Here is a 13,253-nt window from a genome sequence, read left to right on the forward strand (position 1 = left end):
CGGTGTTAAGCGGTGTAAGGCAGAGCTCATCTGAAGACGTCGTCGATGGATGCCGCGCTGGCTGCTCGGACGATCCACTCTTCCATTTGGTCGGGGTCTTTGCATTCGGCAATGCGGTCGTGGGCGTCCTGGGGGACGCTGATGGCGCGCGCTTTGAGGATCTTGATCAGTGCGGTAGCTTCGCCTTTGCTGACAAGCCCTCGGAGGATGGGGCTCTGTAGGGGCCAAAGGTCAAGCGACATGATCTCCTCCATAATGCGCCGGGTGGCGAGCGAAGCCAGTCTGTATGCGTATTCATAGTGCTGCAGAGAGTCACCGTCGGGGAGCTTGTTCAGGGCCGTCATGTAGGCCTCTGTCACGGTTCGCTGCTGACCGTGCATCATCACGGACATGGCGGCGAGTTCGAGGCAGTCCGCGGCTTGGACGTGATCGGTGATAGCGGGGACTTGGTCCGGCCCGAAGGCTTGGGGCTGGAGGACGAAGCCGGGCAGGCTGGTGACGATCGGCTCCGCCGCCCACGTCGCGACCCGGGTGTCGGGGCAGAGGGCCAGCACTACTACCGGACATTTCAGCTGCAGCCAAAGCGCAGCCGCATAGCGGGCCCAGGCTGTGCGTTTGTGTTCCTTGGTGTCCTGCTGGATCTCGACGATGACCCCGAAGATCGGGTCCTGGCGCGGCCCTACGGTGATCACCGTGTCTGCCTGGAAGTCCAGGGACGGGCGGTCATTGAAGTCGTTTCCGGCGACCTCTATCAGTACGTCCGGGGGCAGATCGACGTCGAAGACATCCCGGAGGATCTCGACGGCGAATGCCGGACGGTTGCGGAAGAGCGCATTGAGTGTGTCATGCGCAGGGGAGGCATGTCACGGAACGGTATCAGTCATGTACAGTGCGTGATCAAGCTTTGGTCAACTTGCGGAAAAGACCGCCTCGCCGCGCTTGCCGTACCAGGCGCTCCAGGCCGCGATGAGCGCGAGGGTGCCGAGCAGTAGCGCCGTCGACAGGCCGGCCATCACGTCCACCGGCAGCAGATAGATGAGCGGGAGCCGGATCGCCGACTCGATGAGGAAGGCCGCCGCCCAGGTCAGGGTCATGACGTAGTAGACGCGGCGGAACGCGGGCTCGGTCAGATAGAGAGCGTCCCAGCGGGCGGAGGTGGTGGCGTCCCCGGCGCCGAAGCGTTTGGCTAAGGGGAAGGCGGCGGGGCGCCCCGTCACGCAGGTGGCGACGAGGATGGCGGCGATGACGGCCGTGGTGATCGACTTGACCGCCAGCATGAGGCGCTCGTCCCCGGTGGCGAAGGACAGGACCAGGCCGAGGCCGAAGATCAGGCACATGAACGCCGCGTATCCGTCCAGGCGGCGTTCTCTGACGCCGACATAGGCGGTGCGCAGGAGGCCGACGGCCGTGGCCGAGAGCAGGGCGGCGTACTCGCCCACGTTCAGCGCGCGCAGCAGGTAGCAGGCGACGACGCAGGGGAGCACGTCCCACAGCGCCACCTTGAGCACGGAGCGGTTCATGCGAAGACTCCTTAATGCGAATATTTTCGCTTCAGGGTAACCACGGCGAGAGCGTTAACGCAAGAGAATTCGCGTTAAGTTGGGTTGCATGGAACCAGTACGCAGGCCGGGCGGCCGCAGCGCGAGAGTCCGCACGGCGGTGCATGAAGCCGTCCTCGACCTGCTGAGGAAGGAGGATTGGGACAGCCTGAGCCTCGCCCGGGTGGCGGAACGCTCCGGGGTGCACCAGGCGACCCTCTACCGGCGCTGGGGCACGCTCGGCGCGCTCATATCGACGACGTGGTGACCGAGCGGCTTTCGCAGGGGTCACCGGTGCCCGACACGGGCATGCGCGGCGACCTGGAGGCCTACGCCGTCCAGGTCGCGGCGGACGTGGCGGGGCCGCTGGGGCCTCTTTACGTCAGGGCCGCCCAGGTCGGCACTCGCGTCCCGGACGACGACCAGCCGTACTTGACGGACCGGGCCGTGCAGCTCCAGGGCATGCTGGAGCGGGCGGCGGCGCGCGGCGAGAGCCCGCCGACGCTGCTGGAGCTGATGGAGGTGGTGATCGCGCCGCTCTACTACCACGCGATCTTCTTCAACCGTCCGGTCGGCGCCGGCCACGCCAGGACGCTGGTCGACCGGTTGCTCAGCCTGCCCCGGTGAAGGTAGCGGTCCCGGTGAGGGTCAGCGGTCGACGATCTCGTTCTTGCCGATGACCACGATCCCGCCCCTGGTCAGCGCGAAGCGGGTGCGGTCGTAGTCCAGGTCGAAGCCGATCCGCGCGCCGTCGGGGATCACCACGTTCTTGTCGATGATCGCCTTGCGGACGATCGCGCCCCTGCCGACCTTGACGTTCTCCATCAGCACCGAGTCCTCGACCAGCGAGTGCGAGTGCAGCACGACCCTGGGCGACAGGATCGACCTGTTCGCCGTGCCGCCGGACACGATGACGCCCGGGGACACCAGGGAGTCGATCGCCCGGCCCACCCGGTCGCCGTCGTTGTGCACGAACTTGGCCGGCGGCAGCGGGTCGTGGCCGGTGTGGATCGGCCACTTGTCGTTGTAGAGGTTGAAGATCGGGTGCGCCGAGATGAGGTCCATGTGCGCCTCGTAGTAGGCGTCGAGCGTGCCCACGTCGCGCCAGTAGCCGCGGTCGCGCTCGCTCGAACCCGGCACCACGTTGTTCGCGAAGTCGTAGACGTCCGCCCCGCCGGACTTGACGAGCATCGGGATGATGTTGCCGCCCAGGTCGTGCTTGCTCGTGGGGTCGAGGGCGTCCTCCCGCAGCGCGTCGATCATCGCCTGGGTCTTGAAGACGTAGTTGCCCATCGAGGCGTACACCTCGTCGGGGGAGTCGGCGAGCCCCACCGCGTCCTTCGGCTTCTCCCGGAACGCGACGATCCGCCGCCCCTGCGGATCGGTCTCGATGACGCCGAACTGGTCGGCCAGCGACAGCGGCTGCCGGATCGCCGCCACCGTCACGTCCGCGCCGGAGTCCTCGTGCTGCTCGACCATCTGCCGCGGGTCCATACGGTAGATGTGGTCGGCGCCGAACACGATCACGTGCTCGGGCATCTCGTCGTAGATCAGGTTCAGGTTCTGGAACAGCGCGTCGGCCGAGCCGGAGAACCACCGCGGGCCGAGCCGCTGCTGGGCGGGCACCGGGGTCACGTAGTTGCCGAGCATCGCCGTCAGCCGCCACGTACGCGAGATGTGGCGGTCGAGACTGTGATTCTTGTACTGGGTCAGTACGACGATCTGCAGGTATCCGCCGTTGGCGAGGTTGGACAGCACGAAGTCGATGAGCCGATACATTCCGCCGAACGGAACGGCCGGTTTGGCGCGATCCGCCGTGAGCGGCATGAGCCGCTTTCCCTCTCCACCTGCCAGTACGACCGCAAGAACCCTCCTGGACCTCATATCCGTGACGCTACCCTCAAAATGCCGATCTATCGACGAAACGCCCACCGAACGTAGTTCGTGCCTGGAGCTCATGGAAGATGGCGTCCCACAGCCCGCCGCTACGGCTTGTCTGGCTGTGCCCGGCGGCCCGATGGATCGTAAGGTCGTGTCATGCGCGTTGATCTGCTCACCCGGGAGTACCCGCCGGATGTGTACGGCGGTGCCGGGGTGCACATGGAATATCTGGCCAGAGAGCTGCGGCGGCTGGCCGACGTCCGGGTGCGGTGTTTCGGGGCCGCACGCGACGAGCCGGGCGTCTCCGCCTACCCCGTGCCCGCCGGGCTCGCGGACGCCAACGCGGCCCTGCAGGTGCTCGGGGTCGATCTGGAGATGGCCGCCGCGTGCGCGGGCGCCGGGGTGGTCCACTCCCACACCTGGTACGCGAACTTCGCCGGGCACGTCGCCAAGATGCTGCACGGCATCCCGCACGTCGTCACCACCCACAGCCTGGAGCCGCTCCGGCCGTGGAAGGCCGAGCAACTGGGCGGCGGCTACACCGTCTCCTCCTGGGCGGAGCGGACCGCACTGGCCGGTGCCGACGCGGTCATCGCGGTCTCGGAGGGAATGCGGCGCGACGTACTCCTCGCCTATCCCGAGATCCCGCACGAGCGGGTGAGCGTCATCCACAACGGCATCGACACCGCCCAATACGCCCCCGACCGGGGCGACGACGTGCTGAAGAAGCACGGCGTCGACCCGGCGCGGCCGTACGTCATCTTCGTCGGGCGCATCACCCGGCAGAAGGGGCTGGTCCACCTCCTGCACGCGGCACGGACCTTCGACGCCGGCGCGCAGATCGTGCTCTGCGCGGGCGCGCCCGACACGCCGGAGATCGAGGCCGAGGTGACGAGCCTGGTGCGGGAGCTCGGCCGGGAGCGCGACGGGGTCATCTGGATCTCCGAGATGCTGCCCAAGCCGGAGGTGATCCAGCTGCTCACGCACGCGTCGGTGTTCGTGTGCCCGTCGGTGTACGAGCCGATGGGGATCGTGAACCTGGAGGCGATGGCCTGCGAGACGGCCGTGGTGGCGACGGCGACCGGCGGCATTCCCGAGGTGGTGGCCGGCGGCGAGACCGGGCTGCTGGTGCCGATCGACCAGGGGATCGATGGGACGCCGCACGATCCGGAGCGGTTCGCCGCCGACTTCGCCGAGCGGGTCAACGCGCTGCTGGGGGATCCGGCGCGGGCCGCGGCGATGGGGGTGGCCGGGCGGGCCAGGGCCGTCGAGCACTTCTCGTGGGAACGCATCGCGCACCGGACCATGGAGCTCTACACCTCACTGACCTGAGGATTCAGCCGAGGCTGATCCGCCAGAGTATGGCGCGGGTCAGGTCCTTCTCGGGGTCGGAGGAGCCGGCCGCGTAGACCTGGCTCGTGCCGGGGCGCTGGGCGAGGGCGTTGATCGTGCCGTCTACGGTCTGCGACGTCCAGCGTTCGCGGCTGAAGTGCAGCAGCCGCGACCCCGTCGAGTCGAGCACCCACATCCCGTCCAGGCCGTCCGGCTCGGCCTGGGTGAACGTCGGCCCCAGCGCGCCCCACCGGCATCGCCACTCGCCGCCGTCCCAGTGCAGGGCGACCGGGCGGGAGCGCTCCAGCGGCTCGTTGTCCTTGGTGAACTCGCCGGGCACCAGCCATGACACCCCGCCGACCACCCACACGTCGGCCGGGCCGAGCACCACGACGTCGTTGAGCCGGACGCGCGGGGACTCCGCCTTGTCCGGCGCCCCGAGCACGGGCAGGTCGACCCGCTGCCACGCCTCGCCGTCCCAGCGGGCGGCCGGTCCCTGGTCGATCAGCGGACCGCTGACCGTCCACACGTCGCCGCCGCGCTTGCCGCCGCCGCTGTTCCCCGAACCGCCGCCGCTCCCGCTGCCGCCGCCCACCGCGCCGGCCGGGGCCGGGAGGTCGTGGTGCTGCCAGGTCGAGCCGGTCCACCACAGCGCCGACGTGCCGCTGACCGCCCACGCGCCACGCGCCGCGGTGCCGCCCGCGCCGAAGGTGTCGCCGAGCCGGCCGGTGAGCCGCCGCGCCGCCCATGTGTCGTTCTGGAAGGCGCCGACGAGCCCGGTTCTGCCGTCCGCCAGGCCGAACACCCACGCGTTGGCGGCCGAGGTCGCGCTGAGCGCGGTCACCTGAACGCTCGGCAGCGGGTACGACGTCCACCCCTTGCCGTCCCACCGCCGCAGGCCCGCGAAGGCCGTCTCCACGGACTCGGCCGTCAAGCGCTGGGTGAGGTGGGTGGCCCAGACGGCGCCGTCGCGCCCCACGGCGAGGTCGTGCAGCTTGCCGTACCCCTCGCCGGTGGACACGACGCGCCAGCCGGAGGCGGCCTTCGTGGCGCGGATGTCGTCGGTGTCGGCCGGTGGCTGGGCGCAGGCGGCGGGCTTGGCGGGGAGCGCGGGCCGCCCGCCTCCGGGCACCGGCACCGGCGAGATCGACGTGCTGGGAGCCGAGGTACTTGGGGTCGCCGTGCCGGGACGCGTGGTGGTGGCGGCGCCCGTGCCCGGCGCCTCGGTCGCCGTCGGCGGGGTGGAGGTGCAGGCGGCGAGCGCCAGCACTGCCAGGCCCGCCGTACAGGCGCGTGCGACTCGGCTCACCCAGCCCGCCCCCTTCGCGTGACCCCCTGCTTTTCGCAGGCCTCGTGATTTTCGCAGGATAGGCCAGTCCGGGCCGCCGCGCCCCTTACGAAATCGGTTACGTTCGCGATATGTGATGCAAGATCACGTTATGTACGTGGTGCGCCTTGTTGTCGCCGCGGAAGTCGACCTCGTACGTGTGCGTCCCGACGTGAATGGCGATCGCGCCCGAGGAGAAGAACCCGCCGGCGAACGACTTGTTGCTCACCACGCTCACCGCGGAGATCTTGCTGTAGGGGATGCTGGTGATCGCGACGCGCTTGCCGACGAACGACTTGTCCTGCACGATGACCCGCCGATCGGTCAGCCCGAGGAACCCCGTCCCGGCGCCGATGGCGTCGTACACCGCGATGATCTGCTCGCCCGGCATCAGCCCGCTCTCTATCTGCTTGAGCTGTTCTTTCCTGTCATAGGGGATGTCAGCCATGTCTGGGCAACGAACAGGGCAAGCGACAGCGTTCCGCAAGCGCCGATTGGGTCTTGTAGCCGATGGGGTTCTGGATCACCCTGAACGCACAGGAGGCCTGACATGTCGCATCCACTCGGAGTAAGCCGCCCAGATCTCAACGTCACAGACCTTCCGACACCGGAAGAGGTGTTCAAGGTCTCCAGGATCGGCCCGAAAGAGCTGGTCAAGTACGCGATCGGGCCCAGCCTGATCGCCCTCGGCATCTCGATCGGAAGCGGCGAGTGGTTGCTCGGGCCGCTGAACGTGGGGCAGTACGGCTTCGTCGGCGTCGGCTGGGTGATTCTGGTCTCCGCCCTCCTCCAGACGTTCTACAACGTCGAGTGCTCCCGCTACGTCCTCGCCACCGGGGAGACCCCGGTCGTCGGCTGGGGCCGGGTGCCGCCGGGCTGGAAGCTGTGGGTTCCGCTGTCCGTACTCGTGGTGATCTTCGCCTTCATCGCGGGAGGGTGGGCCGCCTCGGCCGGCCAGGGCGTCTACGCGCTCGTCCACGGCGTGGTCGCGCCCGCGGACGCCGAGGAGCCGCGGCTGTGGGCCATCGCGCTGTTGGTGCTGGTCTTCCTGATCACCGCGTTCGCCAAGCGGATCAGCCGGGCGCTGGAGCTGGCCAACTGGGTGATGGTCGGCACCATCCTCCTCGCCTTGCTCGCCGTCGACCTGCTCATCGTGCCGTGGAGCCAGTGGTGGGAGGGCATCCGTGGCTTCGTCACCCCGGCCGCGCCGCCCGCGGGCATCACCGCGACCCAGCTCGGCGGCCTGGCCGGCTTCACCGCCCTGGCCTCCGGCCTGAACTGGTACGTGATGGGCCACTACCGCGACAAGGGTTACGGCATGGGCTATCGCGGGGGGTTCCTGTCGGGGATGCGCGGCGAGCGGCGCGAGATCCTGGCCAGCGGCGTCACCTTCCCCGACGACGACCTCAACCGGGGGCTGTGGCGCAGGTGGTACCGGCTGCTGCTCACCGACATGTGGGGTGTCTTCTTCGTCGGTGCCATCCTCGGCATGCTGCTGCCGACGCTGCTCATGTCGCAGGCGGTCACCCTGTCGGGCCAGAAGCCGACGCGGGCGGACGTGCCGACGTTCGTGGCGGGGGTGCTCGGCGACGAGTACGGCCGGGCGCTGTTCTACGTGGCGCTGGTGCTGGGAGTGCTGATCCTGTTCTCCACCCAGCTGGGCATCTTCGAGGCCATGGTCCGGGTGACCACGGACGCGGCGCACGCCACCAGCCCCCGGCTGCGCGGGCTGATCGAGGGCGACCCGCGCCGCTTCTACTACCCGTTCATGATCGTGCTGTTAGTGATCATCTCGGTCATCATCCACTTCTCGCTGCCGGTCGGGCTGGTGGAGTGGTCGGCCAACATGTCGAACCTGGGCGCGCTCATCTACCCGTTCCTGCTGATGTACCTGAACAGCAGGCTGCCCCGTCCCGCCCGCCCCCGGCCGTGGCACTATGCGATCCTGATCCTGAACTTCCTGTTCTTCGGCTTCTTCTTCGTCAACTTCATCGCCGACTTCATCGGCGATCCGCTCGTCACGTTCTAGGGCGGCTACCCCTTCAGGCAGTCGAGGATCCTTGGCTCGTGGTGGATCGGGAAGTTCGTGGAGTTGGCGATGAAGCAGAGCTTGTTGGCCTCGGCGTGCAGCTCCAGGGCCTTGGCGTGCAGGCTCGGCGTGGTGATCATGACCGTGGGGCGCAGGGTGACCTCGGAAAAGCGGCCGCCGCCGGTGCCGGCGTCCACGACCATGGTGCCCTCCGGCTCGTCGACGTAGGAGGTCACGACGATGCCGTTGACCGAGCACAGGTGGAGATACCACAGCATGTGGCACTGCGACAGCGACGCCACCAGCAGCTCCTCCGGGTTCCAGCGAGCCGAGTCGCCACGGAAGCCGGGGTCGGCCGAGCCGGGCAGGGCGGGTTTGCCCTCGGCGGCCACCTCGTGGTCGCGGCCGTAGGACCGGTAGCCGGAGGTGCCCTCACCGAGGTTGCCGGTCCAGGTGACGGTGACGCGGTAGTGGTGTTCGCTGCTCATGGGTTCATCATCTGTCACTCACGTCCCAGGCGGACCGTCCGCCCCGCCGTATCCGAAGGGCGCGGCGGCGGTGCGCCGCGTCCGGGCGGATATGGCGGACCGTCCGCCCCGCCGTACGACAGTCCGGCCGGGGCGGGCTCAGCGGTCAGCCGGTGATGGGGTCGAGGACGACGATCGGGATCTTCCGATCGGTCTTCTGCTGGTAGTTGTCGTAGTCGGGCCAGGTGGCGGCCATCAGCCGCCACAGTTCGGGCCGCTCCTCCTCCGTGGCCGTGCGGGCGCGGGCCTTGAACTTCTCGGCCTTCACCTGCACCCCGACCTCGGGATTGGCCTGCAGGTTCTTGTACCACTCGGGATGGTCGGGATCGCCGCCCTTGGAGGCGACGACGACGCAGACGCCTCCGTGCTTCTGGTAAATGAGCGGCGTCGTGTACGACTTGCCGGACTTACGGCCCGTGGTGGTGAGAAGGAGGGTCGTGGTGTTGTTCCAGTCGTGTCCCTCGGCGCCGTCGGTCTCCTGATAGCGCTGGACGTGTTCCTTGCCATAGAGCATGCCTGCCGCCTACCCCATATCGCCGTAACCGCACCGTTACCGGACGAGGTCTGTACGAGATGTTGACACGCCTGACAGACTGCCTTTCTGTAAGCGCTTACACAGCTGCGGGTGGAAGCGCTTACACAAAAAGGAGCAGCCTGGATGGACGTGACGATCTACGAGGTGGCGCGGCGCGCGGGCGTGTCGATCGCGACCGTGTCGCGCGCGCTGCGGGGCACGGGGCCGGTCGCGCCCAAGACGCGCGAGAAGGTGCTGAAGGCGGTCGAGGAGCTCCGCTTCACCCCCAGCCGCCTCGGCGTCAGCCTGGCCGAGGGCCGCCACGCCGCCAACGGCATCGTCTTCCCCAACCTCGCGGGCCCGTACTACACCGAGGTGCTGCTCGGCTACGAGGAGGTGGCCTCCGAGCTGGGCCGGTCGGTGGTGATCTTGTCCACCAAGGGCCGTAGCCGCGTGCACGACCTGGTCAAGGATCTCGCGGGGCGGGTGGACGGCCTGATGGTGTTCGGCCACACGGTTCCGGACGACCTGGTCGCCGAGCTGGTCCGGATGCGGATGCCGCTCGTGTTCGTCTCCCGCGAGCCGCTGGCCGGGGCCGACACGCTGCGCAGCGAGAACACCGCCTCGGCCCGCGCACTGGCCGAGCACCTACTGGGACACGGCTACCGGCGCTTCGCCTTCCTCGGCGCGCCGATCGCGACGGGTGACGACGTGGACGAACGCTGGCAGGGGGTCAGGTCCGTCCTCGGCGCCGCGATCGAGGCGGTGCCGACGGAGCACTACACCGTCGAATGCGGCTACCAGGCCGCCCTGACCCTGCTGCGCGCTCCGGCGCGGCCCGAGGCGATCGTCTGCTCCGACGACGAGGTGGCGCTGGGCGCCCTGCTCGCCGCCGAGGAGCTCGGGCTGGCCGTACCCGACGAGCTGGCCGTGACCGGGTGGGACGACATCATGGCCGCCCGCCACGCCCGCCCGGCGCTGACCACCATCCGCCAGCCGATGCGCGAGCTGGGCGCGCGCGCCGCGCGGGCGCTCGACGAGCTGATCACCGGCGCCCGCGACACCCCGAAGCACCTCGTCCTGACCACCGAGCTGGTGCTGCGCGCCAGTTGCGGTCACCACCCCCAGGAGGAACCCAAGTGAACCCCTCGACCCGGAGCTCCGCCGCCGGTCTGCTCACTCTCGCGATACTGATCACCGGCTGCGGGCGCGGTGCCGACAAGGCGCCCGAGAAGGCGCAGGACGTCAAGACCGGCGCGGCCGCCGGCGAGATCACCGTCTGGGGGATCGGCGAGGAGGGCAAGGCGCTCGGCGCGTTCGCCAAGGACTTCGAGAGCGCCAACCCGGGCGTCAAGGTGAACGTGACGCCGATGGGCTGGGACGTCGCCCACGACAAGATCACCTCGGCCATCGCGGGCAGCGCCACCCCCGACATCAGCATGATCGGCTCGACCTGGGCGGGTGAGCTGTCCAAGACCGGCGTGCTGGACCCCACGCCCGGCAACCTCATCGACAAGGCCGCGTTCTTCCCCGGCGCCTGGCAGACCGTGGACGTGAACGGCACCGCGTACGGGGTGCCGTGGTACGTCGAGACCCGCGTCCTGTACTACCGCACAGACCAGGCCGAGAAGGCGGGCGTCAAGCCGCCGGCCACCTGGGCTGAGCTCAACACGTTCGCCAAGGCGTTGAAGGAGAAGGGCGGCGCCAAGAAGGGCTTCCAGCAGGGCTACACCGAGGGCTCCTGGCAGGAGCTGGTGCCGCTGATCTGGCAGGCCGGCGGCGAGATCGTCAAGGACGGCAAGTACACCTTCGACACCCCCGAGGCGGTGACCGCGCTCAAGCAGTACGCCTCGCTCTTCCAGGAGAAGCTGGCCCCGAACGACACCCCCAAGGGCGCCTTCCCGCAGAGCTTCATCAAGGGCGAGGTCGGCGGCTTCTTCTCCGGCCCCTGGATGGTCGGCGTGCTGAACAACGACGGCGGCGCGGACTTCAAGGACAAGTTCGACGTCGCGCCCTATCCGAAGGGCCCGGTCTCGGCGACCAGCTTCGTCGGCGGTTCCGATCTGGTGGTCTTCAAGCAGGCCAAGAACCGCGACGCCTCCTGGAAGTTCATCCAGTGGCTCACCGACCCCAAGGTGCAGGCCAAGTGGTACACCACGGTGAAGGCGCTGCCCAGCGTCCAGTCGGCCTGGCAGGAGCCGGAGCTGGCCTCGGACAAGCAGCTCGCGGTCTTCGGCGAGCAGCTCAAGGACGCCAAGACGCCGCCGCCGTACCCGACCTGGGAGCAGGTGGCGAAGGTGTTCGAGACCGAGCTGGAGAAGCTGGCGCTCGGTAAGCAGACGCCGGAGCGGACGGCCAAGGCCATCCAGGCGCAGGCCGACACGATCGGCACCGGCCTGTAGTGATGACGCTGCTTCGCAGAGGCGGCCTCGGCTGGGTGTTCGTGCTGCCGTTCGTGCTCATGTTCGTGGTGTTCTACCTCGGGCCGCTGCTGGCCGGGCTGGGCATGAGCTTCACCGACATGCGCAGTACGGACGTCACCGACCCGCTTGCCGTCGACCCGGTCGGCGTCGAGAACTACATCAGGCTGGCCGGCGACGAGGCGATGCGCAAGGCGGCGCTGAACACCGCGATCTTCGTCATCACCGGGCTGCCGCTGACCATCGGGCTCGGCCTGGCCGCCGCCGTGGCGCTGAACTCCGGCATCGCCCGCCTGCCCGCCACGTTCTTCCGGCTCGGCTACTACCTGCCGCACATCACCAGCATCATCGGCGTCGCGGTCGCCTGGAAGTTCCTGCTGGAGCCGGAGGCGGGACTGGTCAACCGGCTCTTGGGGCTGGTCGGCCTCCAGGGGGCCGCCTGGCTGCAGGATCAGGCCACCGCACTGCCGTCGATCATCGTGATGACGGCCTGGCGCAGCTTCGGGTTCGACATGGTGGTCTTCCTCGCGGCGCTGCAGGGGATCCCCCGGGAGCTGTACGAGGCGGCGGAGGTGGACGGGGCCGGGCGCTGGACGCGGTTCAGGTCGGTCACGCTGCCGCAGCTGCGGCCGGTGATCCTTTTTTGCACCGTCTACAGCTCGACCGGGTTCCTGCAGTTCCTGGAGGAGCCGCTGATCATGACCGGCGGCGGGCCGCTGAACTCCACGCTGTCGGCCTCGCTGGCCATCTTCAAGCAGTTCGGCGTGGGCAACTACGGCTACGCGGGCGCCGCCGCGACCGTGCTGTTCACGGTGATCATCGCGCTGGCCGTACTCCAGCTCAGGATCGGGAGGGCGCGGTGAGGCGGACCCGCAGGCAGAACCTGATCACCTATCTCGGCCTGAGCGTCGGGCTGTTGCTGGTCGTCGGGCCGTTCTTGTGGGCGGGGCTCAGCTCGCTCAAGCCGGAGCCGGAGATCCGGCGCGACCCGCCGACGTTCTGGCCGGAGACGTTCACGCTGGACAACTACACCGAGCTCCTGCAGCGGGTGCACATCGGGCAGGCGTTCGCGAACAGCGTGTTCGTCGCGCTGGTCATCGTCGCCGGCAACCTGCTCTTCTCCTCGATGGTCGGCTACGGGTTCGCCAAGATGCGCTTCCGTGGCAGGGACGCCGTCTTCGGGCTGGTGCTGGTGCAGATGGCGGTGCCGGCGATCGTGCTGATGATCCCGCAGTTCGTGCTGATCGCCAGGCTCGGCATGGTCAACACCTTCCTCGGCATCATCCTGCCGGGGCTGATCACGCCGCTGGGCGTGTTCATGATGCGGCAGTTCATCGCGGAGCTGCCCGACGAGCTCATCCACGCGGCGCGGGTGGACGGGGCGGGGGAGTTCCGGATCTTCTTCAGGATCGTGCTGCCGCTCTGCAAGCCCGCGATGGCCACGCTGGGCCTGATCACCTTTCTCGGATCATGGAACAACTTCCTCTGGCCGGCCGTGGTGGCGCAGTCGGAGGACGTCTACACACTGCCCGTGGCCCTGAACATCCTCAACAGCCACGAGAGCAGCCACTACAACCTGCTCATCGCCGGGGCGATGATCGTGGTCGCGCCGATCCTCGTCCTGTTCGTCTTCCTGCAGCGCTTCTTCATCCAGGGCATCGCTACATCCGGCCTCAAGTAGAGGA

15 protein-coding genes are annotated in these 13,253 nt (G+C 68.6%); 8 read left to right on the forward strand and 7 right to left on the reverse strand.

What is annotated here, in order from left to right:
* Positions 1-26 precede the first annotated feature (26 nt).
* Positions 27-692: a hypothetical protein gene (locus tag AB0J16_RS40035; RefSeq protein WP_358549910.1), complete on the reverse strand. Its 666-nt coding sequence runs from the start codon at positions 690-692 to the stop codon at positions 27-29.
* A 216-nt stretch (positions 693-908) separates the two neighbouring features.
* Entirely contained in the window at positions 909-1,520 is a 612-nt protein-coding gene (locus AB0J16_RS40040; RefSeq protein WP_358549912.1) for a VC0807 family protein, read from the reverse strand.
* Positions 1,521-1,608: 88 nt separating this feature from the next.
* Here AB0J16_RS40040 and AB0J16_RS40045 point away from each other — a divergent pair, with 88 nt between their 5' ends.
* Both AB0J16_RS40045 and AB0J16_RS40050 read left to right on the forward strand, forming a co-directional pair.
* Complete coding sequence (locus AB0J16_RS40045; protein ID WP_358549914.1) at positions 1,609-1,806, forward strand: TetR family transcriptional regulator; 198 nt, start codon at positions 1,609-1,611, stop codon at positions 1,804-1,806.
* Positions 1,803-2,165, forward strand: a complete 363-nt coding sequence (locus AB0J16_RS40050; protein WP_358549916.1) for a TetR-like C-terminal domain-containing protein — start codon at positions 1,803-1,805, stop codon at positions 2,163-2,165. The genes AB0J16_RS40045 and AB0J16_RS40050 overlap by 4 nt, the downstream gene beginning before the upstream one ends.
* Before the next feature lie 21 nt (positions 2,166-2,186).
* Here the strand turns inward: AB0J16_RS40050 and glgC are convergent, their stop codons facing one another.
* On the reverse strand, positions 2,187-3,422 hold the full coding sequence (glgC, locus tag AB0J16_RS40055; RefSeq protein WP_357951489.1) for a glucose-1-phosphate adenylyltransferase: 1,236 nt from the start codon (positions 3,420-3,422) through the stop codon (positions 2,187-2,189).
* 153 nt (positions 3,423-3,575) lie between these two features.
* Between glgC and glgA the strand changes: the two genes are divergently transcribed.
* Positions 3,576-4,751 (forward strand): glycogen synthase, encoded by a 1,176-nt coding sequence (gene glgA, locus AB0J16_RS40060; RefSeq protein WP_358549918.1) that lies wholly within the window; start codon positions 3,576-3,578, stop codon positions 4,749-4,751.
* A 4-nt stretch (positions 4,752-4,755) separates the two neighbouring features.
* On the opposite strand, the gene AB0J16_RS40065 is transcribed toward glgA, so the two are convergent.
* Both AB0J16_RS40065 and AB0J16_RS40070 read right to left on the reverse strand, forming a co-directional pair.
* On the reverse strand, positions 4,756-6,060 hold the full coding sequence (locus tag AB0J16_RS40065; protein ID WP_358549920.1) for a hypothetical protein: 1,305 nt from the start codon (positions 6,058-6,060) through the stop codon (positions 4,756-4,758).
* Between the two features lie 97 nt (positions 6,061-6,157).
* The gene (locus tag AB0J16_RS40070) at positions 6,158-6,526 is read right to left on the reverse strand and encodes a PH domain-containing protein (protein ID WP_214638874.1); all 369 of its coding nucleotides are present in this window, start codon (positions 6,524-6,526) and stop codon (positions 6,158-6,160) included.
* A gap of 102 nt (positions 6,527-6,628) precedes the next feature.
* Between AB0J16_RS40070 and AB0J16_RS40075 the strand changes: the two genes are divergently transcribed.
* Positions 6,629-8,107 (forward strand): Nramp family divalent metal transporter, encoded by a 1,479-nt coding sequence (locus AB0J16_RS40075; RefSeq protein WP_358549922.1) that lies wholly within the window; start codon positions 6,629-6,631, stop codon positions 8,105-8,107.
* 5 nt (positions 8,108-8,112) lie between these two features.
* On the opposite strand, the gene AB0J16_RS40080 is transcribed toward AB0J16_RS40075, so the two are convergent.
* Positions 8,113-8,595, reverse strand: coding sequence for an OsmC family protein (locus tag AB0J16_RS40080; protein ID WP_358549924.1), 483 nt, complete (start codon positions 8,593-8,595; stop codon positions 8,113-8,115).
* Between the two features lie 145 nt (positions 8,596-8,740).
* Positions 8,741-9,148, reverse strand: a complete 408-nt coding sequence (locus tag AB0J16_RS40085; protein WP_358549926.1) for a nitroreductase family deazaflavin-dependent oxidoreductase — start codon at positions 9,146-9,148, stop codon at positions 8,741-8,743.
* A 144-nt stretch (positions 9,149-9,292) separates the two neighbouring features.
* Here AB0J16_RS40085 and AB0J16_RS40090 point away from each other — a divergent pair, with 144 nt between their 5' ends.
* The 4 genes from AB0J16_RS40090 to AB0J16_RS40105 are packed head-to-tail and all read left to right on the forward strand — an operon-like array spanning position 9,293 to position 13,249.
* Positions 9,293-10,291: a LacI family DNA-binding transcriptional regulator gene (locus AB0J16_RS40090; protein ID WP_358549928.1), complete on the forward strand. Its 999-nt coding sequence runs from the start codon at positions 9,293-9,295 to the stop codon at positions 10,289-10,291.
* A complete protein-coding gene (locus AB0J16_RS40095; RefSeq protein ID WP_358549930.1) occupies positions 10,288-11,550 on the forward strand; it encodes a sugar ABC transporter substrate-binding protein in 1,263 nt (420 codons plus the stop codon). The genes AB0J16_RS40090 and AB0J16_RS40095 overlap by 4 nt, the downstream gene beginning before the upstream one ends.
* 2 nt (positions 11,551-11,552) lie before the next feature.
* A complete protein-coding gene (locus tag AB0J16_RS40100; RefSeq protein ID WP_358549932.1) occupies positions 11,553-12,431 on the forward strand; it encodes a sugar ABC transporter permease in 879 nt (292 codons plus the stop codon).
* Positions 12,428-13,249, forward strand: coding sequence for a carbohydrate ABC transporter permease (locus AB0J16_RS40105; protein WP_358549934.1), 822 nt, complete (start codon positions 12,428-12,430; stop codon positions 13,247-13,249). Before AB0J16_RS40100 ends, AB0J16_RS40105 begins: the two co-directional genes overlap by 4 nt.
* Positions 13,250-13,253 lie beyond the last annotated feature (4 nt).

Source organism: Nonomuraea sp. NPDC049750 (assembly GCF_040659625.1).
Taxonomy (GTDB): domain Bacteria; phylum Actinomycetota; class Actinomycetes; order Streptosporangiales; family Streptosporangiaceae; genus Nonomuraea.

Coding starts and splice junctions, on each gene's coding strand:
- AB0J16_RS40085 (WP_358549926.1), bottom strand. CDS start 9,148: ATGCTCTATGGCAAGGAACACGTCCAGCGCTATCAGGAGACCGACGGC.
- AB0J16_RS40080 (WP_358549924.1), bottom strand. CDS start 8,595: ATGAGCAGCGAACACCACTACCGCGTCACCGTCACCTGGACCGGCAAC.
- glgA (WP_358549918.1), top strand. CDS start 3,576: ATGCGCGTTGATCTGCTCACCCGGGAGTACCCGCCGGATGTGTACGGC.
- AB0J16_RS40070 (WP_214638874.1), bottom strand. CDS start 6,526: ATGGCTGACATCCCCTATGACAGGAAAGAACAGCTCAAGCAGATAGAG.
- AB0J16_RS40040 (WP_358549912.1), bottom strand. CDS start 1,520: ATGAACCGCTCCGTGCTCAAGGTGGCGCTGTGGGACGTGCTCCCCTGC.
- AB0J16_RS40090 (WP_358549928.1), top strand. CDS start 9,293: ATGGACGTGACGATCTACGAGGTGGCGCGGCGCGCGGGCGTGTCGATC.
- glgC (WP_357951489.1), bottom strand. CDS start 3,422: ATGAGGTCCAGGAGGGTTCTTGCGGTCGTACTGGCAGGTGGAGAGGGA.
- AB0J16_RS40100 (WP_358549932.1), top strand. CDS start 11,553: ATGACGCTGCTTCGCAGAGGCGGCCTCGGCTGGGTGTTCGTGCTGCCG.
- AB0J16_RS40075 (WP_358549922.1), top strand. CDS start 6,629: ATGTCGCATCCACTCGGAGTAAGCCGCCCAGATCTCAACGTCACAGAC.
- AB0J16_RS40045 (WP_358549914.1), top strand. CDS start 1,609: ATGGAACCAGTACGCAGGCCGGGCGGCCGCAGCGCGAGAGTCCGCACG.